The organism is Xanthomonas sp. 3058 (genome assembly GCF_014199765.1).
GTDB classification, from domain to species: Bacteria; Pseudomonadota; Gammaproteobacteria; order Xanthomonadales; family Xanthomonadaceae; genus Xanthomonas; species Xanthomonas campestris_B.
The window spans coordinates 215863-241565 of the sequence record NZ_JACHOF010000001.1; the positions used below are offsets into that span (position 1 = coordinate 215863).

Here is a 25703-nt window from a genome sequence, read left to right on the forward strand (position 1 = left end):
TCCCGATGCAGAACGGTCGAGTGCTCAACGTCTGTGTGCTCTGCCGGAACGACATCAAGCGGGCGCAGACCAGGCTCGCACCGGTCCGCCGTGATCCCGAGCAGATCCGGCTCAACAACCTGTGTTGCACCTGGTTCGGCCCGGTGCAACGCACTCACCTCTTGAGGAATGCCGCGTGAGCCAGCTCCCGAAGAAACAGCAGGCAATTGTTGATGCGTTCGATGATTTGGACGACGGCGAGATCAGCACCGAGCGACTGCTCTCTATGACGGCTGACGCCTGCTACTGCGATGTATGCGACGTCATTGACGCGCTGAAGGCGAACGCATGAACCGGCACCTCTCACGACGCGCGCCGAAGCGTAATGGCGGCTTTTCCTGGGGCCGCTTCCCGACCAGCGACGGCGCCTTCGTCACCTGGCGCATGTTCCGCCGCGATCACAGCAGCTCGCTACACATGCATGCGTTGACCTTCACCGGCGAAGACGACGCGGCGTATGTCGCGAAGCAGCTGCGCCGCGCGCGCCGGCAGTTGCGCGACCGCGTGGACGAGATCGACTTGGCCGCTACGGGAGTTACCGCATGACCATGCATCCGAACGACCGCCTCGCCGCGCTGGAATGGGCGCTGGCACGCGCACGCGATGCCGGCAAGACCGACGAGCTTGTGCGGCTGACGCACGTGCCCGCCCTGCAGGAACTGCGCGACGAAGCGCAGCGCGAGGCTCGTGGTGGCTAATAGCTCTTTTGGCAAAGCCCAGTTTGATTGGCCGTTAGAGAAGATTCTGGGCTTGCTCGCCTGCTTTCAGGACTGCATCCAGATCAAGCAGAACGCTCTCCGCTTGCTGGCGGAGGAGAAGAAACTTCTCCATGCGTACTTCATCTGTGGCCGCGTCCCGAATCTTCCATCGCGTCCCGCGAACAAGCTGGAGCATGCTTACTGCCCGTGCGAGCCGTGCTCCGATTACCTCATCCACCACGTGCAAGCGACCAAACAGACCTTCCGTCTGCGGCAGCAGCAACTCTCCCAGCACGTCAATCAATCCTTGTATCTGGGACTGGTCCATCGAGCGAAGCCGTTGCTCGTAGAAGTCGGCATTCTTGAGCCATTGCGTAATGCAAGTGTGGTTGTAGAGGACCTCAGCATAGAGGTAACCAAGAATGAATTTAGCCTCCCTAGCCCGAGCAGCTTGCTCAATCTCGTAGGTCGTGTGTGCCAACCGATTGGCCTGCTTACCCAGCCAGAAAACTGCATAAGCCGAGACAGCCGTTACTACCACGCTGGCCACAGTAGCGAACAACGCTGCCAGAGCAATAACAGCAGTCCATGCGTCCCAATCGACTTCGCAGCCTGCGCTCAGCGGCCAGCAGCGAGCAAATACCCATTTAAGAGTTTCCATTTCATCACCCTGAGTCAGGAGGCGATTTTGCCATGACCGCCTGTCAGCGAATCTACGTCGGCGACTGCTTCAGCATCCTGCCCACCCTGGCCAACGCCTCGGTGCAGACCTGCATCACCAGCCCGCCATACTACGGTCTGCGCGACTATGGCATGGCCGGCCAGATCGGCCTGGAAGAAACGCCGGCGGCGTACGTCGCGCGCCTGGTCGCGGTATTCGAAGAAGTGCGCCGCGTCCTGCGCGACGACGGCACGCTGTGGCTCAACCTGGGTGACAGCTACGCCGGCAGCTGGGGCGCGGAAGGCCGGACGACCTCGCACGGCAACTCGGCGTACAACGCCAGCCAGATGCAGCGTAAGAGCATCATCAGCCACCCCAAGCGCTCGCGCCGCGTGCCAGCCTCGGATGAGCTGCTGAAGCCGAAAGACCTGATCGGGATTCCCTGGCGCGTTGCATTTGCGCTGCAGGAGGCCGGCTGGTATCTGCGGCAGGACATCATCTGGTCGAAGCCGAACCCGATGCCGGAGAGCGTCAGCGACCGGTGCACGAAAGCGCATGAGTACCTGTTCCTGCTGAGCAAGTCTCCGCGCTACTACTTCGACCAGGGCGCCATTCGCGAGCAGGCAGCCGCCAGTAGTTTGGCACGCTGGTCGCAGAACCTGGACGCGCAGGACGGCAGCGACCGCGTCCCCGGCAAGATCAACGGCACCATGAAGGCCGTGGGCGGCCGCTCGCGGCGAGATACCATCGCCCGCGCCGGTTCCGTGGCTGCGCACGTGTTGCCCGGGCAGCAGGCCGCTCAGCACCGCACAGATCGCGCGCCCGAATCGTTTGACACAGAGACGCGGAACAAGCGCAGCGTGTGGACGGTGGCCACCAAGCCATTTCGGGAAGCGCACTTTGCCACCTTCCCCGAGCAGCTGATCGAGCCGTGCGTGCTCGCCGGCGCGCCGGCCGGTGGCGTCGTGCTGGATCCCTTCATGGGCGCCGGCACCACCGCAATGGTCGCTGAGCGGCTGGGCCGCCGTTGGCTGGGCGTCGAACTCAATCCGGACTACGCCGACATCGCACGGGAACGCCTGCGCGGCATCAGCGCAGGCCTGCCGCTGGGAGACGTCGCATGACCATCCAGCACCTGGTCAATGTGTCGGGCGGCAAAGACAGCACCGCAACCTACCTGCTGGCGCTGGAGTCCGGCCGGCCGTTCCGCGCGGTCTTCGCCGACACAGGCAACGAGCACGAGGCCACGCTGGAGTATGTGGCGCGCTTGGCGGAACGAACCGGCGGGCCGGCTGTGGAAACAGTGCGGGCCGACTTCACCCGCCAGCTTGCGCGGCACCGCGCCTACATCCTGGAGAAGTGGCCAGCGCAAGGCATCTCGGACGCGATCGTGGAGCAGGCCGCCGCGCTGCATGAGCCGACCGGCAATCCGTTCCTCGACCTGTGTATTTCCAAGGGCCGGTTTCCAAGCCGGATGGCGCAGTTCTGCACGGAAGAGCTGAAGACCATCCCGATCACCACGCAAGTTGTCGGAGACATGCTACGTGCAGGCCCGGTGCTGCAGTGGCTCGGCATCCGGGCGGACGAAAGCCGCAATCGAGCGAAGCAGCCACGCTTCAATCGACACGAGTGCGGTTCCATGGTCTGGCGTCCTATCTTCCGGTGGACGGTGGCCGATGTCTGGGCCCAGCACCGGCGCCACGGCATCCCACCTAACCCCCTCTACGCCCAGGGCATGGGACGCGTTGGCTGTATGCCGTGCATCAACTGCCGGAAGAGCGAGCTGCGCGAAATCGCTTCGCGGTTCCCGGAGCAGATTGACCGCATCGAGCAATGGGAATCGATCGTGGCCTCGGCGAACAAGCGGCGATCCGCAACTTTCTTCCCCGCGGTGACTGACCCGACCGACCACGACCGACCGGGTGAGTACTCGCGGATTCGCACGCTGGTGGAATGGGCACAGACCGATCGCGGCGGCCGGCAGTTCGCCATGTTTTTCGCTGAGCAGGCCGGCGGAGGTTGTACCTCAGACCTTGGCCTCTGCGAAATGTCGGAGGCCGCATGAAGCCCCAGCTCTTCCCGCGCGAGCCGCGCCGGATGAAACAGCCGGCCAAGGATCTGCTCCGGCAGCAGCTGGCCATGGCCGCCGACCACATCGAGCGGGTCACCGCCGAGAACCAGGCTCTGCGCGCCATCTGCGCAGAAGCCATCAACACATGCCAGGGCCAGGCCGAGCAGCTTCGCGCCGCGCTGGCGAACCAGGAGAATCACGATGCATGAAGACCTGATCGGGCGGCTTACGTTCGCCCTCGAAAAACAGAAGGCCGGCGCCTTTTCGTATCTATTCTCGGAGGCCATCGCCGCCCTATCCGCGCAGCCCGATGCATGGAGCGGCGGGGAGTATTACGCCGATCAGCATGGCGATGACGCGTGGGCGACTTATCGCACGGGCCGATCTGGTTGGTTCTACAACTTCGGTTCGGGCGACGATGCAGAGGTGCGGGCAAAGAGCGTGGCGCGCGCACTGAATGCTGAGGTTGCCGCCCTCGCCGCCTGCCAGCCGGTGGGACAACATCAAGTTGAGGAGCTGCGTGATGCCCTGGGTAAGGTTCGCTTGCGTTGCATGTTCATCGGGTGGCCGGCCGAATCGATGTGGGAAGCAACCCCCGGGAACTGGATCCCTGATTGGCGATACGAACTGCAGCTGATGGAACACGTACTGCACGGTAGCGAGATCCGCACACCGGAGAAGCCAACCGACACAGTGCCGCGCAACCAGCTCCCACGGTTGGTGGCGAATGAGCCTGTGGCGAAGGTACGGCAGGACGGCGGCAACGGACCGGTGGTTTGGTACTACCCGCACACGTTCTACGGAACCAAGATCCCGGACGGTGCCGACCTGTTTCTTGGCCCGCCCGCAGCAGCTGCTGTGCCGGTGGATGTGGTTTCTGAACTTATCGCTGCGTGGGACGAGCGCGCGAAAGCGGAACACGCAGCATCGCAAGATAAAAATTGGGCTGAGTGGTTGCGGGAACGTCACTACGGAGCCTCGGGCGCTTTTTCTACCTGCAAGATTGAATTGCAAGAAGTCCTCGCCACCCACACGCAACCGGTAGCGGCGAAGGAGCATGCGCACTGGCCGCAGATCAAGCTGTGGTTCTTCCGTGACCTGATTGCAGAGCAGCGAGCAAAGCTTTTCACGCTTTGCGGGCTCGGCTGGGAGGGTGAGGCCATGGCAAACCATTCGGCCGAAACGATGGTGCTGCGCGCGATCATCGACCAGCAGGCCACGCCGGAGGTGCGCAATGGCTGAGCGCCCCGACCAGCGCTATCCGCTGACTTGGCCGGCCGGCTGGCCGCGCACGCCGGGACACCTCCGCGCGCACAGTCCGTTCAAGGCGCAGACCACCGACCGCGCATTCCGCGACCTGGTGGACGAGCTTGGCCGGCTCGGTGCGCGCAACATCATCGTCAGCAGCAACCTCAAGCTGCGCCAGGACGGCATGCCGTACAGCCAGCAGCCGCGCAACGACGACGAGGGCATCGCCGTCTACTTCACCCGCAAGGGTGTCGAGATGGTCCTGGCCTGCGACAAGTTCGCCAAGCGCGAGGCCAATCTGCGGGCCATCACCCTGACGATCGGCGCGATTCGCGGCATTGAGCGCTGGGGCAGCTCCGACATGATGGAGCGGGCATTCACCGGCTTCGCGGCCCTGCCCGCGCCGGTGGCGCTGTCCTGGCGTGATGTCCTGGACCCGGCCGACCCCGAGGGCAGCTACCGGCGCCTGCGGTCGCAGCATCATCCCGACAATCGCGGCAACGCCGATACCTTCCAGCAGGTGCAGTCAGCCTGGCAGGCATACCAACAGGAGACCAAACGATGAGCAACACCCCGACCACCACCCAGCGGCTGCTCCGGCTGCGCGATGTGCTTGAGCGCGTCGGCATGTCGAAGTCCACCCTCTACAGCCGCATCCGGGACAAGACCTTCCCGCAGCCCCTCCATCTGGGCACATCCTCGGTCTGGGTCGAATCCGAGGTCGCCGACTGGATCAACCAGCAAATCGCCCAGCGGGACAAGGCCGCTTGAGCTGGGGGTATCTGCGGGGGCATCTGGCCGTAATTGGATAGGCCAACTCCTTTCCCGTCAATGCTTTACGGCGGATCGGCGGTAGAGCCCACCTCCACCAAACACCGGTCCTAAGACGACCGACTAAGGCCGGGACTCCTCGATGCAGAGGGCTCCCGGCCTTTTTCATGGGCGATGCAACATGGCTGACCACATCCGGGCAACAGTCGGCCATGTCTGGCAGATCGCTGCTGGGTATTTCTCGATGACCTTGCATCACACGCTGGACGTGACGTAGGCCAGGCGCTGTCCACAAAACCGGGCGACCGGCGTGGCGTGGGCAGCGCATGACCCGCAGCCATCTACTTACCTATGACGTCAGAGAGTGACGCGAGCCGTCTGTTCGACAAATTCGGGCGGCGCGCCGGCGATCGTATTGGCTTGATCGTCCAAAGGCACGGACGCATTGCCACGCAACTGGTCGAATAGCGCGCGCAATTCGGTGGCTTCCTGCTGCAGCAGGACCATGGCACTTTTGTTGGGCTCTTCCATTTCGCCTCCTTCGAAGACGCTCCCCCAGCGTCCTGAAGCACTCGAAGCAAACCACATGCCAACTCGCCGCAAGCGGATATGCCAGCGCGCTCGGTGTGTCCAGCACGCCGAGACATGCGCTCAGACGTGTTCGAGGTGCCGCTGCGCCTCGGCATGCATGGCTTCCAGCGTCACCATGCCGGCGATGCGCGCGGCAGCCATGGCGCTGCGGTGATCGGGGAACAGGGACGAAAGGACGGCGCCTGCCAGTTCGCCAGTCCTGCTGGCGCCGATCTGCGCGATACGCCAGTCGGCGACCCACCCACGGGTGGAGGTGTTGCCCTGGGTGGCGCGGCAGGTCAATTGATAAGGACCTAGAAAAATGACCAATCTGTGCTCGGCTCGATGATGTGCCTGGAGGATACCGCCAGGCCGGCCCGGGAGCGACATGCGCTCCCCACTCTGTGCTGACCGATAAGCGGGGTGAAGCATAGGCACGCCGCTTGCATCAAGCTCTACCAGACAATCGGTGTTTGGGGGACACGATAGTGACCAACAGGGCGAAACGACGTGCTGCCGGGGCATTGCTGCTGGGTGGGGCGATCTTTGTATTGATCGGTATTGGCGGTTATTTCACCACGCAGCGCTCGTTGTCCGACGCCGGCTGGGTCACGCATACGCAGGAAGTGATCGCCGGCATCGACGAGATCCAGGCGGGCGTGCTGTCGGCAGAGTCGTCGGTACGCGGCTATGTGCTGACCGACAACGAGGCGTTTCTGGCCGTGTACGCCGATGCGATCGAACGCCTGCCCGAGCGTCTGGAGCGGCTGGAAGCACTGGTGCAGGACAACGCCGCACAGCGACGCAATGTGGTCGGCCTGAGAGGGTTGGTGGATAAGCGACTGGTGCAGATCAGCGATTTGCTGCACAGATACCGCGCACAGGGTGCGGAGGGCGCGCGCGAGTCGATCGCCCAAGGGGTGTTCCAGACCTCCACGATGCTGCGAGGTCAGGTGAAGACCATGACCGAGCTGGAACGCCATCAGCTGGTCACGCGGACCGAGGCCAACAAGACCAGCGCGCAGTGGGTGTTGCGGGTCACGGTGATCGGCATCGTCAGCGGCATGCTGGTGATGCTGCTGGCGTATCGCTTGTTGTCGCGCGAGCTGGAACGACGCGTACGCGCCGAGGATGTGGCCAGCCAGACCAGCGAACGCCTGGTCGAATCGTTTGCCGCACTGGAACGCACCTCTGCCGGGCTGGAGGCGCTGGCGCGCTATTCGGGGCTGTTGCAGAACTGTCGTGATGCCGAGGAAGCACTGGAGATCACCGCACGCACCATCGCGCCGCTGATCCCCGGCGCGACCGGTGCGGTGTATCTGCTGCGCGCCTCGCGCGATCGCGCCGAGCAGGTAGTGGCCTGGGGCGCGATGGCCGACGACAACAGCGCCAGTATCGCCCCGGAGAACTGCTGGGCGCTGCGTCGCGACCGCACCCATTTGGTGGCAGACGCCAGCCAGGGCATCGTCTGCCAACACATTGGCGCCAGTCTTCCGCCGCACACCAGCACGGTGTGCATCCCGTTGTCGGCGCAAGGCACGCAGCTGGGCATGTTGGCGTTGCGCAGCGACGATGCGCGCGATCTGGCCTCGTTGACGGTGGCCGAGGCGGCGGCAGAGCAGTTGTCGCTGGCGCTGCACAACCTGCGTCTGCGCGAGACGCTGCGCCAGCAGTCGATCCGCGACCCGCTCACCGGCCTGTACAACCGGCGTTATCTCGAAGAAGCACTCAATCACGAACTGTCGCGCTGCACGCGTCGGATGCAGCCATTGTCGGTGCTGATGCTGGACGTGGACCACTTCAAGCAATTCAACGATCTGCATGGACACAGCGGTGGCGACCGTGTGCTGGCGGCGATCGGCGAGTTCCTGCTGGCGCAGACGCGTGGCGAAGACATCTGCTGCCGTTACGGCGGCGAGGAACTGACGATCATCCTGCCGGAAGTGGATCTCTCCACTGCCTGCCTGATGGCCGAGAAACTGCGTGCGGGCATCGAGAACCTGCAGGTGATGGCCGATGGCGTGTCGCTGCCCAAGGTCACCACATCGTTCGGTGCGGCGAGTTTTCCGGAACATGCGGGCAATGCAGCGCAGCTCCTGCGCCGTGCGGATGAAGCGCTGTATCGCGCCAAACAGGGTGGACGCAACCAGGTAGTCAGTGCCGGCGTGTCAGCCGGCGTCAGCTAAACAGGTGTATCGCAACGCTACCGGACACGCCCCAGTCATCGCGTGTGGCGCGCCGGCGCGGACATTGCCGCAGAGCGCGGGGGCGACATTTCTCGGCAGCGATGTACGGCATATTGCGCCTCTATCCGAGGCGAGGTCTCAGCGACAGGCATTGCAGGCACTGTCGAGCGGAATCAGGCCAGCGCCGGTCAGCATGTCGTCGATACGGCTGCGCACGTAGGCTGCATCCGCTGGTGCAGCGCTACTCAGCACCGCTTCGGCACGCGCCTGAAAATCGAGATAGTCGAAATCTGCATCTTCATCTGCCGACAACTGCGGCAGCGTGTCCTGCAGCGCATCCAGCTGGGTATCGAGTTGTTCGCGCGTAGGCATTGCACACTCCAACGACAAGACACGCTACGGTTACGGCAAGGCCGTCAAGGGTGTGCGAAGCACGACTGCGCAACGCTTCATTTTCCTGTCCGGTGTCGCGGCCCGTGCATGCTCAACTTTCGCAAGGCACAGCCGATAATGATCCCGACTCCTACAGAACCTTCCCTGTGATCCTCCACCTGCGGCGGGATTTTCGCCTCGGCATCGTCAAGATGCTCGGGCCAATCACCGCGCTGTTGCTTTGCCTCTATGCGGTGTACCTGGCCATGACCGGTCAGGTGGTTGCTTGTCTTGTCACCGCGTCGCTCGGCCTGTTGGCGATCTGGCGGGGCTGGCAGATGCGCGATGCCGAACACACCGGCGTCGGCGGGATCTGGCTGGCATCGATCAATGTCGGCGGCTGCCTGCTGGCCTGCTGGACCGGCGGTGATGGCGCCCTGCCCTGGCTGTTCCCGGTGCTGGCCACCAATTATTTCCTGTGCGGGCCGCGGCGCGCGGTTCTGCTGAGCCTGCCGTTATTGGCGGCGCTGTTGTTCCTGCCCGGTTTGATCGTCAGCCCCGGCCAGGGCACATCGACGGTGGTGGTGACACTGGTGACGCTGGCGGTGGGCTATGCGTTTTCGCTGCGGATGCAGGACGACCGGGTGCATCTGGAAGAGCTGGCCTCGCTGGATGCGCTCACCGGTTTGCCCAACCGCCGCATGCTTGAGCGCGCGCTCACCCATCAGATCGATCAACGCCAACCGCACGACCGCCTCAACAGCCTGATCATTCTGGATCTGGATCATTTCAAGGAGGTCAACGATCTGTACGGTCATGCCGCGGGCGATGCGGCGCTGTCGGATCTGGCGACCATCCTGCGCTTTGAAATCCGCGATCCGCATCAGGTGTTCCGCTTTGGCGGCGAAGAATTCGTGGTGTTGCTGCGTGCCGGCTCGTTGCAGGAACTGGAAGCGGCCACCGAACGCCTGCGCAAGGTGATCCGCAATGGCTTGCGTGGTCCGGGCGGACGCATCACGGTGTCGTTGGGCGCCGCACGTCACGATGGCGAAACCCATTGGCAGGACTGGTTCTCGCGCGCAGATGCTGCACTGTATCTGGCCAAGAACGGTGGCCGTGACAGCGTACGGGTTGCCGACTGACGCACGATCTGCGGGGCGACCTGGCGGCCGCCCCGCACGCGTGTGTCAACGTTTGACCACAGCCACCGGTGCTGCAGGCGCCTCGCCCTGCTTCCAGCCGCCCAGCGCCTTGTACACGCCGACCACACCGACATTCACCGCCGCTTCGGCCTGGGCCAATGCATCGTCGGCCGCCAGTTGGGTGCGTTGCGCGTCCAGCAGGGTCAGGAAATCTTCCGAACCCTCGCGGTAGCGGATCTGCGCCAACTGTTCGGCACGCCGTGCGGCATTGGCCTGCTCTACCACGATCGCCAGGCGCGCCTGCTGACGGCCATAGCCGATCAATGCGTTCTCGGTGTCTTCCAACGCCAACAACACGCTCTGCTGGTATTGCGCCAATGCACCCTCGGCCTGTGCCTTGCTGGCACGCAGGCGTGCACGCACGGTGCCGAAGTCCAATGCCGCCCAACTGATCGATGGAGTGATCGACCAGGCCTTGCCGCTGCTTTCGGTGAGTCTGGCCGCATCGCCGGACAGGAAACCGACGAAGCCGCTCACGCTGATGCGCGGAAACAGATCGGCAGTGGCAACGCCAACTTGCGCAGTGGCCGCCGCCAACCGACGTTCGGCGCTGCGCACGTCCGGGCGCTGACGCAGCAATCCGGCGGTATCGCCCAATGGCAGCGGACGGGCGAACGCGGGCATGCTGCGTGCGACCAGGGTGGCGTCCAGCGCGTTGGGCTGCTGGCCGAGCAACACCGCCAGACGATGACGGTATTGCGCTTGGGCAGTTTCCAGCAACGGAATATCGGCCTCGATGGCCTTCAACCGCGCCAGGCTGCTCTGCACATCCAGCTCGCTGCCGGCGCCCAGGTCCCAGCGCGTCTGCGTGAGCCTCTTGGTATCGCGCAGATTGGTCAGTGTGCGCCTTGACACTTCCAGCTGCTTCTGCGTGCCACGCAACTCGAAGTAATTACGCGCCACTTCTGCGGCCACGCTGACCTGCACGTCCTGCAGGCCAGCCTGCTCGGCGTCGAGATCGGCACGCGCCGCTTCGGAGGCGCGCCGCTGGCGACCGAACAGGTCCAGCTCCCAGGCCGTATCCAGACCGAGCGTGGTGGTCTCGGTGAGAAAGCGTTGATTGCCGGCGATCACCTGCTGTTGTTCGCGACGATCGAAGCTGCCTTGCGCGGTGATATGCGGTGCCTGGTCGAGGCGACGCTCGACGAACACCGCGCGCGCCTGCTTGACGCGGGACACGGCGATGCGCAGATCGTGGTTGGCGAACAAGGCATCGCGTACCAGTTGCTCCAGTACCGGGTCGTCGAACTGCGACCACCAGTTGCCCACCGTCGATTCGGCGCTGAAGGCCGCATCCTGCGCACCCTGCAAGGTCACCGATGCGGGCGGGTCGGGCCGGTAATCCGGCCCGACCGCGCAACCGCTGAGCACCAGTGCGGCCAGTGCCGCACTCAGGAAGGTTCTTACCATGGCAACACCTCGCCCAGATGGGTAAAGCTGCCGGTGGCGCCGTGCGCGTCGAGCAGTGCCATCTGCACGCTGCTGTGTGCGCCCTGCTCCACTTCGATGTCGCCGCCACCACCGTTCATGTCGGTCTTGACGTAGCCCGGATGCACGGTGTTGACCTTGATCGCGGTGTCGCGCAACTCATAGGCCAGATGCACGGTCCAGCTATTGAGCGCGCTCTTGGACGCGTTGTAGGCGGGAATCTTGAAGTCGTAGATCGGCGAGCCGGGCTGGCTGTGCAAGGTGAGCGAGCCGAGAATGCTCGACACATTGACGATGCGCCCGGCCAACGAGCGACGCAGCAGCGGCAGGAATGCCTTGGTCACACCGACCACTGCGAACAGATTGGTCTGAAAGGTGCGTGTCCACACTTCCGCGCTTTGCTGCGACGGGGTGCGCTGCATGTCGTCGACCATGATCCCGGCGTTGTTGATCAAGATATCCAGGTGGCCGTAACGCTGCTCCAGCGTGCCCACCGCCGCTGCGATGCTGATCTCGTCGTTGACGTCGAGCTGGATGGCTTCCACCGGCAGGCCTTCGGCCTGCAGCTTGAGTGCCGCGGCGATGGCATCGTCGCGCTTGCGGCCGGCCAGCAGCGTGTGCACGCCGGCCTGCGCCAGTTGCCGAACGGTTTCCAGGCCGATGCCGCGGGTGGCGCCGGTGACCAATGCGATCTTGTCGTTGCTCATGTGAATGTCCTTGGATTGCGAATGGGAAGGAGGAAAAATCGCGCGCTCACGCCTTGGCGTGATCGTGCGAAACAGCGGCCGGTGCGGCGGACTCGCCACGGGTCACCCACTTGCGCAGGGCCACGTAGAACACCGGGGTCAGGAACAGGCCGAACAGGGTCACGCCGAGCATGCCGGCGAACACGGTGATCCCGGTGACCGAGCGCACTTCGGCGCCGGCACCATGACCGAACACCAGCGGCACGGTGCCGGCGATGAAGGCGATGGAGGTCATCACGATCGGGCGCAGACGCAGGCGACAGGCTTCCAGCGCTGCTTCGACGATGCCCTTGCCGTGCATTTCCAGTTCGCGGGCGAACTCCACGATCAGGATCGCGTTCTTGCACGCCAGGCCCATCAGCACCACCAGCCCCACCTGCACGAACACGTTGTTGTCGCCACCGGTGAGCCACACACCGAACAACGCAGACAGCAAGGTCATCGGCACGATCAGGATCACCGCCAGCGGCAGCGTCCAGCTTTCGTACAACGCGGCCAGCACCAGGAACGCCAGCAGCACCGCCATCGGGAATACGATCAACGCCGAGTTGCCCTGCGTGGACTGCTGATAGCTCAGGTCGGTCCACTCGATGTTCATGCCATTGGGCAGCACCTTCGGCGCCATGCCGGCCAGCGTGTGCATCGCTTCGGTGGACGACAGCACACGCGGGTCCGCTTCGCCGATCAGATCGGCGGCCGGGTAGCCGTTGTAGCGGATCACCGGATCCGGGCCGTAGGTCTGGCCCAGCGTGACCATGCTGCCGATCGGCACCATTTCGCCGTTGGCATTGCGGGTGCGCAGGTTGGCGATGTCCTCGACGCTGTCGCGGAACTGTCCATCGGCCTGGGCGATCACCTGGTAGGTGCGACCGAAGCGATTGAAGTCGTTGATGTACGACGAACCCAGGTAGGTCTGCAGCGTGTCGAACAGATTGGTCAACGGCACGCCCTGCGCCTTGGCCTTGTCGCGATCGACCTTGGCGTCGAGCTGCGGCACGTTGGCCTGGTAGGTACCGATCGGGAACTGCATGCCCGGGGTTTGCGAGATCGCACCGGACATCGCATTGACCGCACTCTGCAACTGGCCATAGCCCAGACCGGCGCGGTCCTGGATGTACAGCGAGTAGCCCGAGCCCTGCCCCAGGCCCAGAATCGGCGGCGGCATGAAGGCGAACGCAAAGCCCTGCTGGATCTGGCTGATACGCGCGTTGATCTCCGCATTGATCTGCACGGCACTGCGGCTACGCTGGCTGAACGGCTTGAGCGTCAGGAACACCGTGCCGGTGTTGGGCGTGTTGGTGAACTGCAGCGGGTTCAGACCCGGGAACGCGATCGCGTGGTCCACGCCTTCGGTCTGCAGCGCGATCTGGGTGATCTGGCGGATCACCTCGTTGGTGCGCTCCAGCGAAGCACCTTCCGGCAGCTTGGTGCCGGCAATCAGGTACAGCTTGTCCTGGGTCGGGATGAAGCCGCCCGGCACGATCTTGAACATGAAACCGGTGCCGACCAGCAGCAACAGATACACCATGAACACCGCACCACGCTTGCCCAGCGCACGCGACACCGCGCCTTGATACTTGTGCGAGCTGCTGTTGAAAAAGCGATTGAACGGACGGAACAACCAGCCGAACAAGCGATCGATCAACCGCGACGGGCCATCCTTCGGTGCGTCGTGCGCCTTGAGCAACATCGCCGCCAGCGCCGGCGACAAGGTCAGCGAGTTGATCGCCGAAATCACCGTGGAAATGGCGATGGTCACCGCAAACTGCTTGTAGAACTGGCCGGTCACGCCCGACAGGAACGCCATCGGCACGAACACCGCGCACAGCACCAGCGCGATGGCGATGATCGGCCCGGACACTTCGCGCATCGCCTGATGCGCAGCAGCCAACGGACTCAGGCCTTCTTCGATATTGCGCTCGACGTTTTCCACCACCACGATCGCGTCGTCGACCACGATGCCGATCGCCAGCACCAGGCCGAACAGGCTCAGCGTGTTGATCGAAAAACCCAGCAGGTACAGCGCCGCAAACGTACCGACCACCGACACCGGCACCGCCAGCAACGGAATGATCGAGGCACGCCAGGTCTGCAGGAACAGGATCACCACCAGCACCACCAGCAGCACCGCTTCCAGCAAGGTATGCACCACCGCGCTGATCGAATCGCGCACGAACACGGTGGGGTCATACGCAGCCGACCACGCCATATCCTGCGGGAACTGCTTTTCCAGCTCGGCCATCTTGGCGCGCACTGCGTCGGACAACTCGATCGCGTTGGCACCGGGCGACTGGAACACGCCCATGCCGACCGCGTTCTGGTTGTCCAGCTGCGAGCGCAAGGTGTAGTTGCCGGCACCCAGCTCAAGACGCGCCACATCCGACAAACGCACGATCTCGCCGCTGTTGCCGCTGCGGATCACGATGTTGCCGAACTCTTCTTCGGTGGTGAGGCGGCCCTGTGCATTGATCGACAGCAGGAAATCGCTCTTGTTCGGCATTGGTTCGGCACCGAGCTGACCGGCGGAGACCTGCACGTTCTGCTCGCGGATCGCGGCGACCACGTCGCTGGCAGTGAGCCCGCGCGCAGCGACCTTGTCCGGATCCAGCCAGATGCGCATGGCGTAATCGCCCGCACCGAAGATCTGGATCTGGCCCACACCTGGCAGGCGCGACAACTCGTCCTTGACCTTCAAGGTGGCGTAGTTGCTCAGGTACAACGAGTCGTACTTGCCCTTGGGCGAGGTCAGATGCACGACCATGGTCAGCGTTGGCGATTGCTTCTGCGTGGTCACGCCCTGGCGCCGCACGTCCTCGGGCAGACGCGCCTGCGCCTGACTGACGCGGTTTTGCACCTGCACCTGCGCCTGGTCCGGATCGGTGCCGGGCTTGAAGGTCACGGTGACCACCAGCACGCCATCGGAGCCGGCGACCGACTTCATGTACATCATGTTTTCCACGCCGTTGATGGCTTCCTCAAGCGGCGTGGCGACGGTCTCGGCGATGACCTTGGGATTGGCGCCCGGATACACCGCACGCACCTGCACGCTCGGCGGCACCACTTCCGGGTACTCGCTGATGGGCAGCAGCGGCATGGCGATCAGGCCGGCAGCGAAGATGATGATCGACAGCACCGCGGCAAAGATCGGCCGGTCGATGAAAAAACGGGAAAAGTCCATTGGGGTGGTCCTGAAAGAGGTTGCCGCCGGGTGGCGGCGCGGCACAGCGGCCCCGAACCGGCCCTCCAGGAGGGCCGGCGGTCGTGGGCGCGATGCAGCGATGAATCAGTTCGACGCGGTGCGTTTGTCCGGTGCAGCGGCCATCGCCACGGTCTTGGCATCGACCGGCATGCCGGGCATGAAGATCTTCTGCACGCCGTCGACCACCACGCGGTCGCCAACGGCCAGCCCCTTGCGCACGATGCGCAGACCATCGGCATTGCGGCCGAGCTCCACATCGCGCCGCTGCGCCTTGCCGTCCTTGTCGACCACGTACACGTACTTGCGGTCCTGGTCGGTCAGCACGGCCTTTTCGTCGACCAGCATGGCCTTGAACTGGCCGCTGCCCAGCAATTGCACGTGGGCATACAGGCCCGGCGTGAACTGCCGTTGCGCGTTGTCCAGCACTGCACGCACGCGGATGGTGCCGGTGCTGCGGGTCACCTGGTTATCCAGGAAATCCACGCGCCCGGTGTGCGGGAAGCCCTGCTCGCCGACCAGGCCGATACGCACCGGCAACTCGCCACCGCGCGCATCCGGACGCTCGCCGTTGCGGGCCATCTGCGAATAGCGCAGGAAGGTGCCTTCGTCGGCATCGAAGTAGACGAACACCTTGTCCAGCGACACCAGCGTGGTCAGCACGCTGGCGCTGTCGCTGGCGGTGACCAGATTGCCGGCGGTGACCATCGCCCGTCCGGCGCGGCCGTCGATCGGTGCGCGTACGCGGGTCCAGTCCAGGTTGAGCCTGGCGGTATCCAGCGCGGCCTGTGCGGCCAGCAGATCGGCGTCGGCCTGATCGGCGGCAGCGCGACGCTGCTCCCAGGTCTCGGTCGAAATGGCCTGCTGCTCGGACAACTTGCGTGCGCGCGCCGCTTCGCTGCGGGCCAGCGTGGATTGGGTGCGCGCCCGCGCCAGCGCTGCGTTGGCGCGGGCGAATTCGGCACGGTAGCTGCGGTCGTCGATGCTGAAGAGCACGTCGCCCTTCTTCACTTCGGCGCCTTCGACGTAGTTGACCTGCTCGATATAGCCGGACACGCGCGGACGCAGCTCGACGCTTTGTACCGGCTCGATGCGGCCGCTGAATTCGTCCCACTGGCTGATGTCCTTGCTCAGCACCGGAGCGACGCTGACGCTGGGCGGTGGCGGAGCACCGGTCTCGGCAGCCTGGCTGCCGCAACCGGCCAGCACGACCGCCAGTACGGCACCCGTCAATACGGTACGCAGGGGAAAACGGAACGGAGTGGCGTTCGGGGTCATGGGGAAATCTCTCGGGTGGGGATGGGAAACTGCAGACCGGCCAGGCGGTCCGCCGACGGGGCGGCCTGCGGACGACGGCTGACGGTCACGATGGCTTGTCCGGGCTGGCCAGGCCCGGCGATCAGGGAGACAGCGGCGCGGCCGACATCCACGGCGCGAATCCATTCCGGACATGCGTCCTTGGCCCGGCCGGGCGTACACACCGGCTGCTCGACCGACAACAGCTGCACGCGAATGCCCAGTGGCTTGGCTTCTTCGTGCAGTACCTGGGCGAGCATGCGGGTGGCCGCCGCCGCAACCGACATGTCGCCATGCGCCGACCAGGCACGCAGCGCGCACGGGCTGCCGAGCAATAGATAGCGACCGCCGCCATCGGCTTCGGCCAGCAACGGCATCAGATGACGCGCGGCCGCCAGATGCGGCAGCACGTCGCGTTCCAGGCGTCGGCGCAGCGCGCTGATCGGGCGGTCCAGCAGGCGTCCGGCCTTGAGCGGGCTGCCCAGACTGGCGATCACCGCTCCCAGCGGCCGTGGGCGCTGCGCCAGTTCGGCAGCCAGTGCCTGGGCTGCGGCATCGTCGGCCACCGAGCCTTGCAAGGTTTCCAACAGCGGGCAATCGCCGTGCCGGGCGCGCAACGCGTCGAGCTTGGCGGCATCGCGTCCAATCACCAGCACCGGCAGGCCGGCATCGAGCAGCGCAGCGACGATGCCGGCGCCCACGTTGCCCGCGCCGCCAAGGACGACTGTCTCGGATTGGACCATCCCAGTCATGGGACTTTCACTCCCGACATCGGGACAATTCCGCGCTGCATCCAGCGCCGTTGCAGTCCAGTCCGCTGCGTTGGCGCACCGCCGGCCTGCCGCTTCGGCGAGGTGGCAAACGCCCGCGGCACGTTGGCACGCGGGCTTCTGCCCGTGGGAATCACTGGGTCGAAGGCAGTTTCGATGGCGCTACGCGCACTGGAAGACACGCCGAACACATTGCACAACCACATGGCCGTGCTCCTGCATGGAGGGGATGCCGCATAAGCTAGGCCTCAAAGCAGCACTTGATTAGTCCTGATTTAGGGGAATAATCGTCCCGTAAGCGGTCTAATCCCTCCTGACCTGCGGAAGCCACCCAATGACTCACGATCTCAACGACACCCTGATCTTCGTCAAGGTGGTCGAACAAGGCAGTTTCATCGCTGCCGCCAATGCGCTCGGCCTGCCCAAGACCACCGTCAGCCGCAAGGTGCAGGAACTGGAAACCCGGTTGGGCGCGCGTCTGCTGCACCGAACCACCCGTCGCATCGGCCTGACCGAAGCCGGCTCGGTGTATCACGAGCATTGCCAACGCATCGCGCGCGAACTCGAAGAAGCCGAAAGCGCGGTCGGACAGTTGCAGTCCGGCCCACGCGGCTGGTTGCGCTTCACCGTGCCGTATTCGCTGGGCATCACCTGGATCGCACCGTTGCTGGGCGAATTCCACGCGCAATACCCGGAAATCCAGCTGGATATGCATCTGGGCAACGAGAAGCTGGACCTGATCGGCGGCGAAGCGGATCTGGCGCTGCGCGTCGGTGCCCTGCCCGATTCCAACCTGGTGGCGCGCAAGCTCGGCAGCCTGCGCACCCAGGTGTTCGCCAGCCCGTCCTATATCGAACGCTATGGCGAACCGCTGCATCCGGACGAGCTGCAATTCCACCGCACCCTGGCACTGCGCAAGAACCGCAACGTGCACAACAACCGTTTCTTCTGGTCGCTCAGCGACGGCAGCGACGTGCGCGATTTCCCGGTCAACCCGCTGATGGTGGCCAACGACCCGGCCGCGTTCAACGGCGCAGTGCTGTGCGGCGAAGGGTTGCTGCTGACCGGCGATGTGATGGCCAAACCTTTCGTGCAATCGGGCCTGGTGCGTCGCGTACTGGCCGGTTGGACGGGACCGGAAGTGGATTTCAATGCGGTGTTCGCCGGCGGCCGCCTGGTCTCGCCGAAGGTGCGCGCCTTCGTGGACTTCCTGGTGACGCGGATGAATTTCGACGCCGACTACATGATGGCGCAATGCCCAGCGCGCCTGGCCGAGCAGAAGGCGGTCAACGATGCAAAGGTCGAGGTCGGAGCGGAGGCGACATTGCGCGCTGAAGGCAAGCGCATCCTGGAAAATGTCACTGCGTAGCGCTGCAGGGCGTCCCGGCGATGGTCGGCGATGCCATCTTTCTGCTGCGGGGAGAAGGTGCCGGAGTGCGGATAAGGCTAAGGGTCACTTGCGATGATTGACCACGCTAAAGACCAAGCTTTCATGCTGGAACGCACACGCAACCTTATCCCGCTCAGACACCCTCCCTTCTCCCGCCCCGGGAGAAGGTGCCCGAAGGGCGGATGAGGGCGCTTTTCACACCGAAAAAAGGCCGCTTTTGCGGCCTTTTTTCTATTGCTGCACCATCAGCGCGCTAGCCACACACTCTCAGCGCATTGCATCGCGCGACACGACTCAGCGCATACCGGTGCTATTGGCCGCACCCTCGGCACGCAATGGAATCAAACGAATTTCCACGCGGCGGTTCTGTGCACGGCCGGCGTCTGTGCTGTTGTCGGCAATCGGGTAACGCTTGCCGGCGCCCATGGTTTCCATACGCTCGCGCTGCACGCCCTGTGCGGTCAGATACTGGGCAACTGCGCCGGCACGCTCCTCGGACAGGCGCTGATTGACCTCGTCGCTGCCGACACTATCGGTATGCCCGACCACTTCCACCATGGTCTGGTTGTACTCGCGCAAGGTGGAGGCCACGCCGTTGAGCGCACCATAGAACTGCGGCTTCAATGCAGACTTACCGAAGTCGAAGGTGATGCCGTCCGGCAGGTTCAAGGTGATGTTGTCGCCCTGGCGCTGCACGTCGATACCGGTATTGGCGGTGCGCTCGCGCAACGCGCGTTCCTGACGATCCTGGTACTGGCCGACCGCCGCGCCGCTCAGCGCGCCGATGCCTGCACCCACCATCGCATGCTGGCGACGCTCGGTGGCGCTGTCGCCGGTCAGCAAGCCTGCAGCCACACCGATGGCAGTGCCGATCAGCGCATTGCGGCCAGTGCGGTTCTGCTGTTGCGTCTGGTCGCCGTACTGGTCGCGCTGCACATACGAGCCGCCGGTGGCGCAGGCGGACAACGCGATGGCGCTGGCCAGGGCAACGGCAAGGCTCTTGGTGGCTGCTGGGGACATGGTGTTCTCCTATGGCCGGACGATCCGGCATTCAATCGTGACGGCGAGGATAAACAGGCCAACGCGACTGGCGCATGATGAAACTCACCGCAGCGCCCATGCGGCTAGTGCTGCATTCAGGAAAACGCTTTCGGTCGAGCGTGACTTGAAACCCTGCCTGCGATTTCCGGATGCAGCGAGACAGCACGCACACCTGCCACCAACATCGAGGTCTGCAGGTCGAACGCCGAACGCACAGCGCGTTGGAACGCGCATGTGCTTGCGCCACGCGGCTATCCACGCGTTTTCGCATACGCCGCCAACGCCGCATCGCGTCCTTCGGCCAGGCCGATGATCGGCATGCGCGGGTACTCCGGCGCCAAGCGTGCCAGCGACAGCGGATGCAACCACGGGGCAAACCGTTCCTTCACCGCGAGCTTGCCGAGTTCCGGCACCCAGCGCGTGATGTAGCTCGCCTGCGGATCGAACTTCTCTGCCTGGGTGACCGGATTGAACACGCGAAAATACGGCGCGGCATCTGCACCGGTACCAGCGACCCACTGCCACCCCATCGTGTTGTTGGCCAGATCCGCATCCACCAGCGTGTCCCAGAACCAGCGTGCACCCTCGACCCAGTGCACGCGCAAATGCTTGCACAACAGGCTGGCCACGATCATGCGCACGCGGTTGTGCATCCAGCCGGTCTGCCAGAGCTGGCGCATGCCGGCATCGACGATCGGAATGCCGGTGCGGCCGCGCCGCCAGGCCTGCAATGCGACCGGGTCCACCTTGGCCCAGTCGAAACCTTCGAAGCGCGGGTTGAGATTCCGGTTGGCGGTGTCGGGAAAGTGATGCAACAGGTGATAGGCAAAATCGCGCCAGCCCAGTTGGCGGATATAACCGTCGATCTCCGCAGCGTTGCGTGCGTTGCGATTGGCTTCCAGCGTGCTGGCGATCCGCCACGGGGCGATCTCGCCGAAGTGCAGATGCGGCGATAACTGCGAGGTGCCGACCCGGTCGGGCCGATCGCGGTTTTCGCGATAACCGGACAGCGCACCATCGATGAATATCTCCAGCATCTCGTGCGCGCCGGCCTCGCCGGGCTGCCAGTGCTCCCAGAAGCCACGATCCCAGTCCAGCGTCGGCAGCAACCCGAGCGTGTCCAGCGCAGCGGTGTTCAATTGCGCAGGCAACGGCGGCAGGCTGCGCGGTGCCGGCACGGCAGCAGGCAGGTGCAGCTGGGTGAGCGCATTACGCCAGAACGGGGTGAACACCTTGTACGGACCGCCCTGCTGCGTCGACAACTGCCAGGGCTCGAACATCAGTGCGGAGTTGCAGCTCTGCACCTCGATACCGCGCTCGCGCAATGTGCGTTTGATCTGCGCATCGCGCGGCTGCGTGGCTGGCTCGTACTTGCGGTTCCAGTACACCGCTACCGCGTTGGTCTGGGCGATTACCGCGTCCAGCACCTGCGCACTGTTGCCGGCGCGAATGACAAGGCCACTGCCGAGCGCACGCAACGCCGCATCGAGCGCGGCGAGCGAGCGATGCCGCCAGCTGCGCGATGCGGCGCCCGGGGTCCACTCGCCTTCTTCGTGCGGCGCATCGATGTACAACGGAATCGGGTCGTGCCCGGCATCCAGCGCAGCACGCAAGGCCGGGTTGTCTTCCAGGCGCAGATCGCGACGGAACCAGACGATGGCGTATGACATACAAGCTCGGCAGCGGCAGTGAGGCGCGCAGGATAAGCCAGCCGCTGCAACGATGGCGCGATGCCGGGGCGAGCATGTGTCGCCCGGCAGCGTGGACGATGCTTACTCGAAACTGCCCACCGAGTCGTGCGCAAGATTATCGAAACGGGTGTATTCGCCGAAGAATTTGAGCTTGCACGAACCGGTCGGTCCGCCGCGGTGCTTGCCGATGATGATCTCGGCCAGGCCCTTGTCCGGCGAATTTTCCTTGTTGTAGTAGTCGTCGCGGTAGATGAAGACGATCATGTCCGCGTCCTGCTCGATCGCGCCGGATTCGCGCAGGTCGGCCATCACCGGGCGCTTGTCGGTACGGGTTTCCAGCGAGCGGTTGAGCTGCGACAGCGCAATCACCGGCACGTTGAGTTCCTTGGCCAGACCCTTGAGACCACGCGAGATTTCCGAAATTTCGGTCGCGCGGTTTTCGCTGTTGCCCGGCACCGACATCAGCTGCAGGTAGTCGATGACGATCAGGCCCAGGTCGTGTTCGCGCTTGAGCCGGCGGCACTTGGAACGCAGCACTTCCGGCGACACGCCCGGCGTATCGTCGATGAAGATCTTGGTTTCTTTCAGCATCTTGATCGCGCCGGTCACACGCGCCCAATCCTCGTCTTCCAGCGCACCGGTACGCAGACGCTGCGCGTTGATGCGACCGTTGGAGGAGATCAGACGCATCGCCAGCTGCGATGCCGACATTTCCATCGAAAACACCGCCACGCCCTTCTTGGACTTGATCGCGGCGTATTCGGCGATGTTGAGCGCCAGCGTGGTCTTGCCCATCGCCGGACGCGCGGCCAGGATGATCAGGTCGGTCGGCTGCAGGCCGGCGGTCATCGCATCGAAGTCGGTATAGCCGGTGGGCAGGCCGGTGATGTTGCCGCCGTTTTCGAAACGGTTGCGCAGCTCTTCGAACGCGTCCTTCAACGCGCCCGGCATCGCCACGAAATCGGTGCGCCCGCGCGCGCCGGCTTCGGCGATCTTGAACACTGCTTTTTCCGCAGATGCCAGCAACTCCACGCTCTCGCGGCCTTCCGGCTGGAAGCCATCGTTGACGATGGTGGTGCCCACTTCGATCAGCTGCCGCAACACCGCCTTGTCGCGCACGATCTCCGCGTAGGCGGCGATATTGGCGGCCGAGGGCGTGGTGCTGGCCAGTTCGATCAGGTACGCGCCATCGCCGACCTGTTCCAGCTTGCCCTGCGACTCGAACCACTCGCCCAGGGTCACCGCATCGAAGGGACGGTCTTTCTCGTTCAGTTCGCGAATCGCGCGGTAGATCAACCGGTGATCGCGGCGGTAGAAGTCGTTGTCGGTCAGCTGGTCGTTGACCCGATCGAACGCATCCGGCGCCAACATCAATCCACCGAGCACGGCCTGCTCGGCCTCGACCGAATGCGGCGGCACCCGCAGCTGATCAAGACGCGGCTCGGGACGATCGTAATCGTCGTCGTCGCGATCACGATTGCGCTTGGAACGGAAACCAGGACGAGCGGACATGGACAAACAGACCTGACGCGAGGGAGACGAAGGCAGGAAGCATAGTCATCGGCGCCGCCGACGACCATGCACAACTCTGTGGATAACTGGTGGACAGCCGGTGTATCACCGTTCTACCCGGAGGCCGTCGCAGCGACCGAGACCCTTGACCTGTCTGGCTTTGCGCGACATGGCCAGGCCCACCCGGCATAGGCCACCGGGTGGACCGCCGCTGTGATCAACTCAGCGCTTGCTGTGCGCGATCAGACCCAGGAACTTGTCGACAAAGCCTTGCAGGAACTTCCGGCTGTCGGCGTTGGCGACCTGATCGTCGGCGCCGAACAGGCCGTCCTTGTACTGCAGGAAGACTTCCGGCTGACCGAGCACCTGCATGTCCAGATACGCCAGCACGTTGCGCAGATGCTGCTGCGCGGTGGCGGTGCCGATCGCCCCGACCGAGATGCCGACCACCGCCGCCGGCTTGCCGGCAAAGGCGCTGTCGCCGTAGGGGCGCGAGCCGGTATCGAGAGCGTTCTTGAGCACGCCGGGGATCGAGCGGTTGTATTCGGGGGTCACGAACAGCACCGCGTCCGCCGCCCGGATCTGCTGCTTCAGCCGCGCGCCTTCTGCCGGGTAGTCGCCGTCGCGGTCCTGGTTGTACAGCGGGATGTCGCCGATCTCCACGTAGTCGAACACGGCCTTGTCGCCGGCCAGATGTTCCAGCGCGCGCGCCAGCTGACGGTTATACGACGCTGCACGCAGGCTACCGACCAGCACGGCGATGGTGATCTTGCTCATGGGAACGCTCCATTGGGGAAATCAGCGCCCGACTCTAGTCAGCCTGGCGCTCACACCCGGTGAAGCGCGGCCGCCTCAGCGGCCGATCGCGGCGCGTTGCGTGCGCCAGTGCGCCTGCCAGGCCTGGAACATCAGCACCGTCCACAGATGCGTATGCCATTTGCGTTCGCCGCCGTTGAAGTCCCGCCATAGTCCGGCCACGGTGTCGGCGGCGAACACGCCGTCGCGCTCCAGCGTGGCATGCGCCAGCAAATCGTCGGCCCAGCCGTGCAGATCGCCGCGCAACCACGCGCTGACCGGCGCACCGAAGCCGCGCTTGCCACGGTAGACCATCGGCTCGGGCAGATAGCGGCACAGCACGCGCTTGAGCAGGTACTTGCTGACCCCGTCGCGGTACTTCAACGACAACGGCAGCGACCAGGCGAACTCGGCTACCCGCCAGTCCAGCAACGGCGCGCGCGCTTCCAGCCCCACCGCCATGGTGGTGCGATCCACCTTGCATAGCAGATCGTCGGGCAGATACGCCGCGAAGTCGGCCAGCATCATCGCGTCGGCCGGCGTACCGGAGCCATGCAGCGGGTCGGCCAGGCTGTAGAAACTGTCCGGTTCGGTCGCGCCCAGCACCACCGCGGCCGGATCGCGCCAGCGCGAAATACGGTTGCGGTAGATATCGCCGATGCCACGTGCGCCGGCTTCGGCCACCAGGGCCGCAAGGCCGCCGGTGCGCGAGGACTCGCCATTACGGCGCGCTGCCACCGCCATCAGCTTGCGTAGCGGCCCCGGTACCAACCCGTGCATGCGCCAGTTGCGCAGCGCACGCTGGTAACGGCCGTAGCCGAAGAACAACTCGTCGCCACCGTCGCCGGACAGCGCCACCGTCACTCCGCCACGCGCCAGCCGCGCGACCAATGCGGTCGGCACTTGCGAGGCATCGGCGAAGGGTTCGTCGAACATGTCCGGCAGGCTCGGCACCACCGCCAGCGCATCGGCACCGCTGACATACAGCTCGGTGTGATCGGTGTGCAGATGGGTGGCCACTTCGCGCGCCAGCGGCGCTTCGTCGTGGTGCGAGCCCTCGAATCCGATGCTGAAAGTGTGCACCGGCTGGCTGCTCTGCGCCTGCATCATCGCGGTGACGATGGACGAGTCGGTGCCGCCGGACAGGAACACGCCCACCGGCACATCAGCCACCATGCGCAGCGCCACCGCATCGCGCAGCACGCCATCGAGCTGTTCTTCGGCCTGCGCGTCACTGCCGGTAAACGGCGCTGCCAGGGCGCGCTGCATCGCTTCGCGTGCGTTCCAGAACGGCTGTTGCGCCTGGTCGGGACGGTGCGCTGCCGCACCTGCCGCCACGGTTTGCGCATCCATCCGCAACACGCGCCCGGGCATCAGCTTGAAGGTGTGCTCATGGATGCAGGCCGGCGCCGGGATGTAGCCCAGCCGAAGCAGCAAGGTCAACGCATTGCGATCGACGCCGTTGTCGAAATCCGGGTGCTGCCACAACGCCTTGAGTTCGGAGCCGAATACCAGCGTGTCGCCGGCCCAACCGTAGTACAGCGGCTTCTTGCCGACGCGGTCGCGGGCCAGGAACAGGCAGTTGTCGCGCTCGTCCCACAGCGCAAGCGCGAACATGCCGTTGCAGCGGGTCAGGGTGTCGTCCAGCCCCCACTCCACCACCGCCGCCAACAGCACTTCGGTATCGGAGTGACCACGGAAGCGGTGCCCGAGCGCGGACAAGGCCGCACGCAGCTGCGCGAAGTTGTAGATCTCGCCGTTGTAGGCCAGCACGTAGCGTCCGTCGGCCGAGCGCATCGGCTGATGGCCGAGCGGCGACAGGTCCAGAATGCTCAAGCGCTGGTGCGCCAGCGCCACCCCGGCCTGCGCATCGCACCAGGTGCCGGCATCGTCTGGACCGCGGTGGCGCAGGGCTGCGCCCATCGGCCGCACCAAGGCATCGAGTTGTTCGCCATGCAGGCGTGGCGTGGCCAGCAACAGTCCTGCCAATCCGCACATCGTCAGTACCCCTGCAGACTGC

Annotated in this window: 27 protein-coding genes; 12 read left to right on the top strand and 15 right to left on the bottom strand. The window is 64.6% G+C overall.

Annotated elements, in window-relative coordinates:
* Positions 1 to 175 precede the first annotated feature (175 nt).
* The 3 genes from GGR61_RS01115 to GGR61_RS01125 are packed head-to-tail and all read left to right on the top strand — an operon-like array spanning position 176 to position 737.
* Positions 176 to 331, top strand: a complete 156-nt coding sequence (locus GGR61_RS01115) for a hypothetical protein (protein WP_184620187.1) — start codon at positions 176 to 178, stop codon at positions 329 to 331.
* The gene (locus tag GGR61_RS01120) at positions 328 to 585 is read left to right on the top strand and encodes a hypothetical protein (RefSeq protein ID WP_184620188.1); all 258 of its coding nucleotides are present in this window, start codon (positions 328 to 330) and stop codon (positions 583 to 585) included. The genes GGR61_RS01115 and GGR61_RS01120 overlap by 4 nt, the downstream gene beginning before the upstream one ends.
* The gene (locus tag GGR61_RS01125) at positions 582 to 737 is read left to right on the top strand and encodes a hypothetical protein (RefSeq protein ID WP_158506622.1); all 156 of its coding nucleotides are present in this window, start codon (positions 582 to 584) and stop codon (positions 735 to 737) included. The genes GGR61_RS01120 and GGR61_RS01125 overlap by 4 nt, the downstream gene beginning before the upstream one ends.
* A gap of 34 nt (positions 738 to 771) precedes the next feature.
* Here the strand turns inward: GGR61_RS01125 and GGR61_RS01130 are convergent, their stop codons facing one another.
* Positions 772 to 1398, bottom strand: coding sequence for a hypothetical protein (locus tag GGR61_RS01130; RefSeq protein WP_184620189.1), 627 nt, complete (start codon positions 1396 to 1398; stop codon positions 772 to 774).
* A 32-nt stretch (positions 1399 to 1430) separates the two neighbouring features.
* Here GGR61_RS01130 and GGR61_RS01135 point away from each other — a divergent pair, with 32 nt between their 5' ends.
* The 6 genes from GGR61_RS01135 to GGR61_RS01160 are packed head-to-tail and all read left to right on the top strand — an operon-like array spanning position 1431 to position 5488.
* Positions 1431 to 2522, top strand: coding sequence for a site-specific DNA-methyltransferase (locus GGR61_RS01135; RefSeq protein WP_184620190.1), 1092 nt, complete (start codon positions 1431 to 1433; stop codon positions 2520 to 2522).
* Positions 2519 to 3463 (top strand): phosphoadenosine phosphosulfate reductase family protein, encoded by a 945-nt coding sequence (locus GGR61_RS01140; protein ID WP_184620191.1) that lies wholly within the window; start codon positions 2519 to 2521, stop codon positions 3461 to 3463. The genes GGR61_RS01135 and GGR61_RS01140 overlap by 4 nt, the downstream gene beginning before the upstream one ends.
* The gene (locus GGR61_RS01145) at positions 3460 to 3678 is read left to right on the top strand and encodes a hypothetical protein (RefSeq protein ID WP_184620192.1); all 219 of its coding nucleotides are present in this window, start codon (positions 3460 to 3462) and stop codon (positions 3676 to 3678) included. Before GGR61_RS01140 ends, GGR61_RS01145 begins: the two co-directional genes overlap by 4 nt.
* Positions 3671 to 4711 (top strand): hypothetical protein, encoded by a 1041-nt coding sequence (locus tag GGR61_RS01150; protein WP_184620193.1) that lies wholly within the window; start codon positions 3671 to 3673, stop codon positions 4709 to 4711. Before GGR61_RS01145 ends, GGR61_RS01150 begins: the two co-directional genes overlap by 8 nt.
* Positions 4704 to 5282, top strand: a complete 579-nt coding sequence (locus GGR61_RS01155; protein WP_184620194.1) for a J domain-containing protein — start codon at positions 4704 to 4706, stop codon at positions 5280 to 5282. The genes GGR61_RS01150 and GGR61_RS01155 overlap by 8 nt, the downstream gene beginning before the upstream one ends.
* Complete coding sequence (locus GGR61_RS01160) at positions 5279 to 5488, top strand: AlpA family transcriptional regulator (protein ID WP_104605280.1); 210 nt, start codon at positions 5279 to 5281, stop codon at positions 5486 to 5488. Before GGR61_RS01155 ends, GGR61_RS01160 begins: the two co-directional genes overlap by 4 nt.
* Before the next feature lie 357 nt (positions 5489 to 5845).
* On the opposite strand, the gene GGR61_RS01165 is transcribed toward GGR61_RS01160, so the two are convergent.
* Both GGR61_RS01165 and GGR61_RS01170 read right to left on the bottom strand, forming a co-directional pair.
* On the bottom strand, positions 5846 to 6019 hold the full coding sequence (locus tag GGR61_RS01165) for a hypothetical protein (protein WP_184620195.1): 174 nt from the start codon (positions 6017 to 6019) through the stop codon (positions 5846 to 5848).
* Positions 6020 to 6139: 120 nt separating this feature from the next.
* Complete coding sequence (locus tag GGR61_RS01170) at positions 6140 to 6388, bottom strand: hypothetical protein (protein ID WP_184406066.1); 249 nt, start codon at positions 6386 to 6388, stop codon at positions 6140 to 6142.
* A 155-nt stretch (positions 6389 to 6543) separates the two neighbouring features.
* Here GGR61_RS01170 and GGR61_RS01175 point away from each other — a divergent pair, with 155 nt between their 5' ends.
* Positions 6544 to 8244: a GGDEF domain-containing protein gene (locus tag GGR61_RS01175; protein ID WP_326520613.1), complete on the top strand. Its 1701-nt coding sequence runs from the start codon at positions 6544 to 6546 to the stop codon at positions 8242 to 8244.
* Between the two features lie 138 nt (positions 8245 to 8382).
* Here GGR61_RS01175 and GGR61_RS01180 read toward each other — a convergent pair whose 3' ends face one another.
* A complete protein-coding gene (locus GGR61_RS01180) occupies positions 8383 to 8616 on the bottom strand; it encodes a hypothetical protein (RefSeq protein WP_184620196.1) in 234 nt (77 codons plus the stop codon).
* 167 nt (positions 8617 to 8783) lie between these two features.
* Between GGR61_RS01180 and GGR61_RS01185 the strand changes: the two genes are divergently transcribed.
* Positions 8784 to 9758, top strand: coding sequence for a GGDEF domain-containing protein (locus tag GGR61_RS01185; RefSeq protein ID WP_184406063.1), 975 nt, complete (start codon positions 8784 to 8786; stop codon positions 9756 to 9758).
* Between the two features lie 45 nt (positions 9759 to 9803).
* Here the strand turns inward: GGR61_RS01185 and GGR61_RS01190 are convergent, their stop codons facing one another.
* The 6 genes from GGR61_RS01190 to GGR61_RS01215 all read right to left on the bottom strand — a co-directional run bounded on the left by GGR61_RS01190 (position 9804) and on the right by GGR61_RS01215 (position 17460).
* Positions 9804 to 11228, bottom strand: a complete 1425-nt coding sequence (locus tag GGR61_RS01190) for an efflux transporter outer membrane subunit (protein WP_184620197.1) — start codon at positions 11226 to 11228, stop codon at positions 9804 to 9806.
* A complete protein-coding gene (locus GGR61_RS01195) occupies positions 11222 to 11953 on the bottom strand; it encodes an SDR family oxidoreductase (protein ID WP_184620198.1) in 732 nt (243 codons plus the stop codon). The genes GGR61_RS01190 and GGR61_RS01195 overlap by 7 nt, the downstream gene beginning before the upstream one ends.
* A 46-nt stretch (positions 11954 to 11999) precedes the next feature.
* Positions 12000 to 15170 carry an efflux RND transporter permease subunit gene (locus tag GGR61_RS01200; RefSeq protein ID WP_184406057.1) on the bottom strand — a complete coding sequence of 1057 codons (3171 nt, stop codon included), beginning with the start codon at positions 15168 to 15170 and terminating at the stop codon, positions 12000 to 12002.
* A 105-nt stretch (positions 15171 to 15275) separates the two neighbouring features.
* Complete coding sequence (locus GGR61_RS01205) at positions 15276 to 16466, bottom strand: efflux RND transporter periplasmic adaptor subunit (RefSeq protein ID WP_184620199.1); 1191 nt, start codon at positions 16464 to 16466, stop codon at positions 15276 to 15278.
* The gene (locus tag GGR61_RS01210; protein ID WP_184620200.1) at positions 16463 to 17236 is read right to left on the bottom strand and encodes an SDR family oxidoreductase; all 774 of its coding nucleotides are present in this window, start codon (positions 17234 to 17236) and stop codon (positions 16463 to 16465) included. The genes GGR61_RS01205 and GGR61_RS01210 overlap by 4 nt, the downstream gene beginning before the upstream one ends.
* Positions 17233 to 17460 carry a hypothetical protein gene (locus tag GGR61_RS01215; protein WP_184620201.1) on the bottom strand — a complete coding sequence of 76 codons (228 nt, stop codon included), beginning with the start codon at positions 17458 to 17460 and terminating at the stop codon, positions 17233 to 17235. Before GGR61_RS01215 ends, GGR61_RS01210 begins: the two co-directional genes overlap by 4 nt.
* A gap of 128 nt (positions 17461 to 17588) precedes the next feature.
* Here GGR61_RS01215 and GGR61_RS01220 point away from each other — a divergent pair, with 128 nt between their 5' ends.
* Entirely contained in the window at positions 17589 to 18623 is a 1035-nt protein-coding gene (locus GGR61_RS01220; protein ID WP_184406049.1) for a LysR family transcriptional regulator, read from the top strand.
* A 315-nt stretch (positions 18624 to 18938) separates the two neighbouring features.
* Here the strand turns inward: GGR61_RS01220 and GGR61_RS01225 are convergent, their stop codons facing one another.
* The 5 genes from GGR61_RS01225 to asnB all read right to left on the bottom strand — a co-directional run bounded on the left by GGR61_RS01225 (position 18939) and on the right by asnB (position 25681).
* Positions 18939 to 19664, bottom strand: coding sequence for an OmpA family protein (locus GGR61_RS01225; protein WP_184406047.1), 726 nt, complete (start codon positions 19662 to 19664; stop codon positions 18939 to 18941).
* A 272-nt stretch (positions 19665 to 19936) separates the two neighbouring features.
* Positions 19937 to 21355 (bottom strand): deoxyribodipyrimidine photo-lyase, encoded by a 1419-nt coding sequence (locus GGR61_RS01230; protein WP_184620202.1) that lies wholly within the window; start codon positions 21353 to 21355, stop codon positions 19937 to 19939.
* A 102-nt stretch (positions 21356 to 21457) separates the two neighbouring features.
* Positions 21458 to 22888, bottom strand: a complete 1431-nt coding sequence (locus GGR61_RS01235; protein WP_184406043.1) for a replicative DNA helicase — start codon at positions 22886 to 22888, stop codon at positions 21458 to 21460.
* Positions 22889 to 23110: 222 nt separating this feature from the next.
* On the bottom strand, positions 23111 to 23665 hold the full coding sequence (locus tag GGR61_RS01240) for an NADPH-dependent FMN reductase (RefSeq protein ID WP_184620203.1): 555 nt from the start codon (positions 23663 to 23665) through the stop codon (positions 23111 to 23113).
* A gap of 75 nt (positions 23666 to 23740) precedes the next feature.
* Positions 23741 to 25681: an asparagine synthase (glutamine-hydrolyzing) gene (asnB, locus tag GGR61_RS01245; protein ID WP_184406040.1), complete on the bottom strand. Its 1941-nt coding sequence runs from the start codon at positions 25679 to 25681 to the stop codon at positions 23741 to 23743.
* Positions 25682 to 25703: the final 22 nt, after the last annotated feature.

Excerpts from the sequence above, each read along its gene's own strand:
- GGR61_RS01125 (WP_158506622.1), top strand. The coding sequence starts at position 582 with ATGACCATGCATCCGAACGACCGCCTCGCCGCGCTGGAATGGGCGCTG.
- GGR61_RS01130 (WP_184620189.1), bottom strand. The coding sequence starts at position 1,398 with ATGGAAACTCTTAAATGGGTATTTGCTCGCTGCTGGCCGCTGAGCGCA.
- GGR61_RS01235 (WP_184406043.1), bottom strand. The coding sequence starts at position 22,888 with ATGTCCGCTCGTCCTGGTTTCCGTTCCAAGCGCAATCGTGATCGCGAC.
- asnB (WP_184406040.1), bottom strand. The coding sequence starts at position 25,681 with ATGTGCGGATTGGCAGGACTGTTGCTGGCCACGCCACGCCTGCATGGC.
- GGR61_RS01145 (WP_184620192.1), top strand. The coding sequence starts at position 3,460 with ATGAAGCCCCAGCTCTTCCCGCGCGAGCCGCGCCGGATGAAACAGCCG.
- GGR61_RS01135 (WP_184620190.1), top strand. The coding sequence starts at position 1,431 with ATGACCGCCTGTCAGCGAATCTACGTCGGCGACTGCTTCAGCATCCTG.
- GGR61_RS01200 (WP_184406057.1), bottom strand. The coding sequence starts at position 15,170 with ATGGACTTTTCCCGTTTTTTCATCGACCGGCCGATCTTTGCCGCGGTG.
- GGR61_RS01210 (WP_184620200.1), bottom strand. The coding sequence starts at position 17,236 with ATGACTGGGATGGTCCAATCCGAGACAGTCGTCCTTGGCGGCGCGGGC.
- GGR61_RS01180 (WP_184620196.1), bottom strand. The coding sequence starts at position 8,616 with ATGCCTACGCGCGAACAACTCGATACCCAGCTGGATGCGCTGCAGGAC.
- GGR61_RS01220 (WP_184406049.1), top strand. The coding sequence starts at position 17,589 with ATGACTCACGATCTCAACGACACCCTGATCTTCGTCAAGGTGGTCGAA.
- GGR61_RS01140 (WP_184620191.1), top strand. The coding sequence starts at position 2,519 with ATGACCATCCAGCACCTGGTCAATGTGTCGGGCGGCAAAGACAGCACC.
- GGR61_RS01190 (WP_184620197.1), bottom strand. The coding sequence starts at position 11,228 with ATGGTAAGAACCTTCCTGAGTGCGGCACTGGCCGCACTGGTGCTCAGC.
- GGR61_RS01240 (WP_184620203.1), bottom strand. The coding sequence starts at position 23,665 with ATGAGCAAGATCACCATCGCCGTGCTGGTCGGTAGCCTGCGTGCAGCG.
- GGR61_RS01165 (WP_184620195.1), bottom strand. The coding sequence starts at position 6,019 with ATGGAAGAGCCCAACAAAAGTGCCATGGTCCTGCTGCAGCAGGAAGCC.
- GGR61_RS01120 (WP_184620188.1), top strand. The coding sequence starts at position 328 with ATGAACCGGCACCTCTCACGACGCGCGCCGAAGCGTAATGGCGGCTTT.
- GGR61_RS01150 (WP_184620193.1), top strand. The coding sequence starts at position 3,671 with ATGCATGAAGACCTGATCGGGCGGCTTACGTTCGCCCTCGAAAAACAG.
- GGR61_RS01215 (WP_184620201.1), bottom strand. The coding sequence starts at position 17,460 with ATGTGGTTGTGCAATGTGTTCGGCGTGTCTTCCAGTGCGCGTAGCGCC.
- GGR61_RS01205 (WP_184620199.1), bottom strand. The coding sequence starts at position 16,466 with ATGACCCCGAACGCCACTCCGTTCCGTTTTCCCCTGCGTACCGTATTG.
- GGR61_RS01155 (WP_184620194.1), top strand. The coding sequence starts at position 4,704 with ATGGCTGAGCGCCCCGACCAGCGCTATCCGCTGACTTGGCCGGCCGGC.
- GGR61_RS01230 (WP_184620202.1), bottom strand. The coding sequence starts at position 21,355 with ATGTCATACGCCATCGTCTGGTTCCGTCGCGATCTGCGCCTGGAAGAC.
- GGR61_RS01195 (WP_184620198.1), bottom strand. The coding sequence starts at position 11,953 with ATGAGCAACGACAAGATCGCATTGGTCACCGGCGCCACCCGCGGCATC.
- GGR61_RS01225 (WP_184406047.1), bottom strand. The coding sequence starts at position 19,664 with ATGTCCCCAGCAGCCACCAAGAGCCTTGCCGTTGCCCTGGCCAGCGCC.
- GGR61_RS01160 (WP_104605280.1), top strand. The coding sequence starts at position 5,279 with ATGAGCAACACCCCGACCACCACCCAGCGGCTGCTCCGGCTGCGCGAT.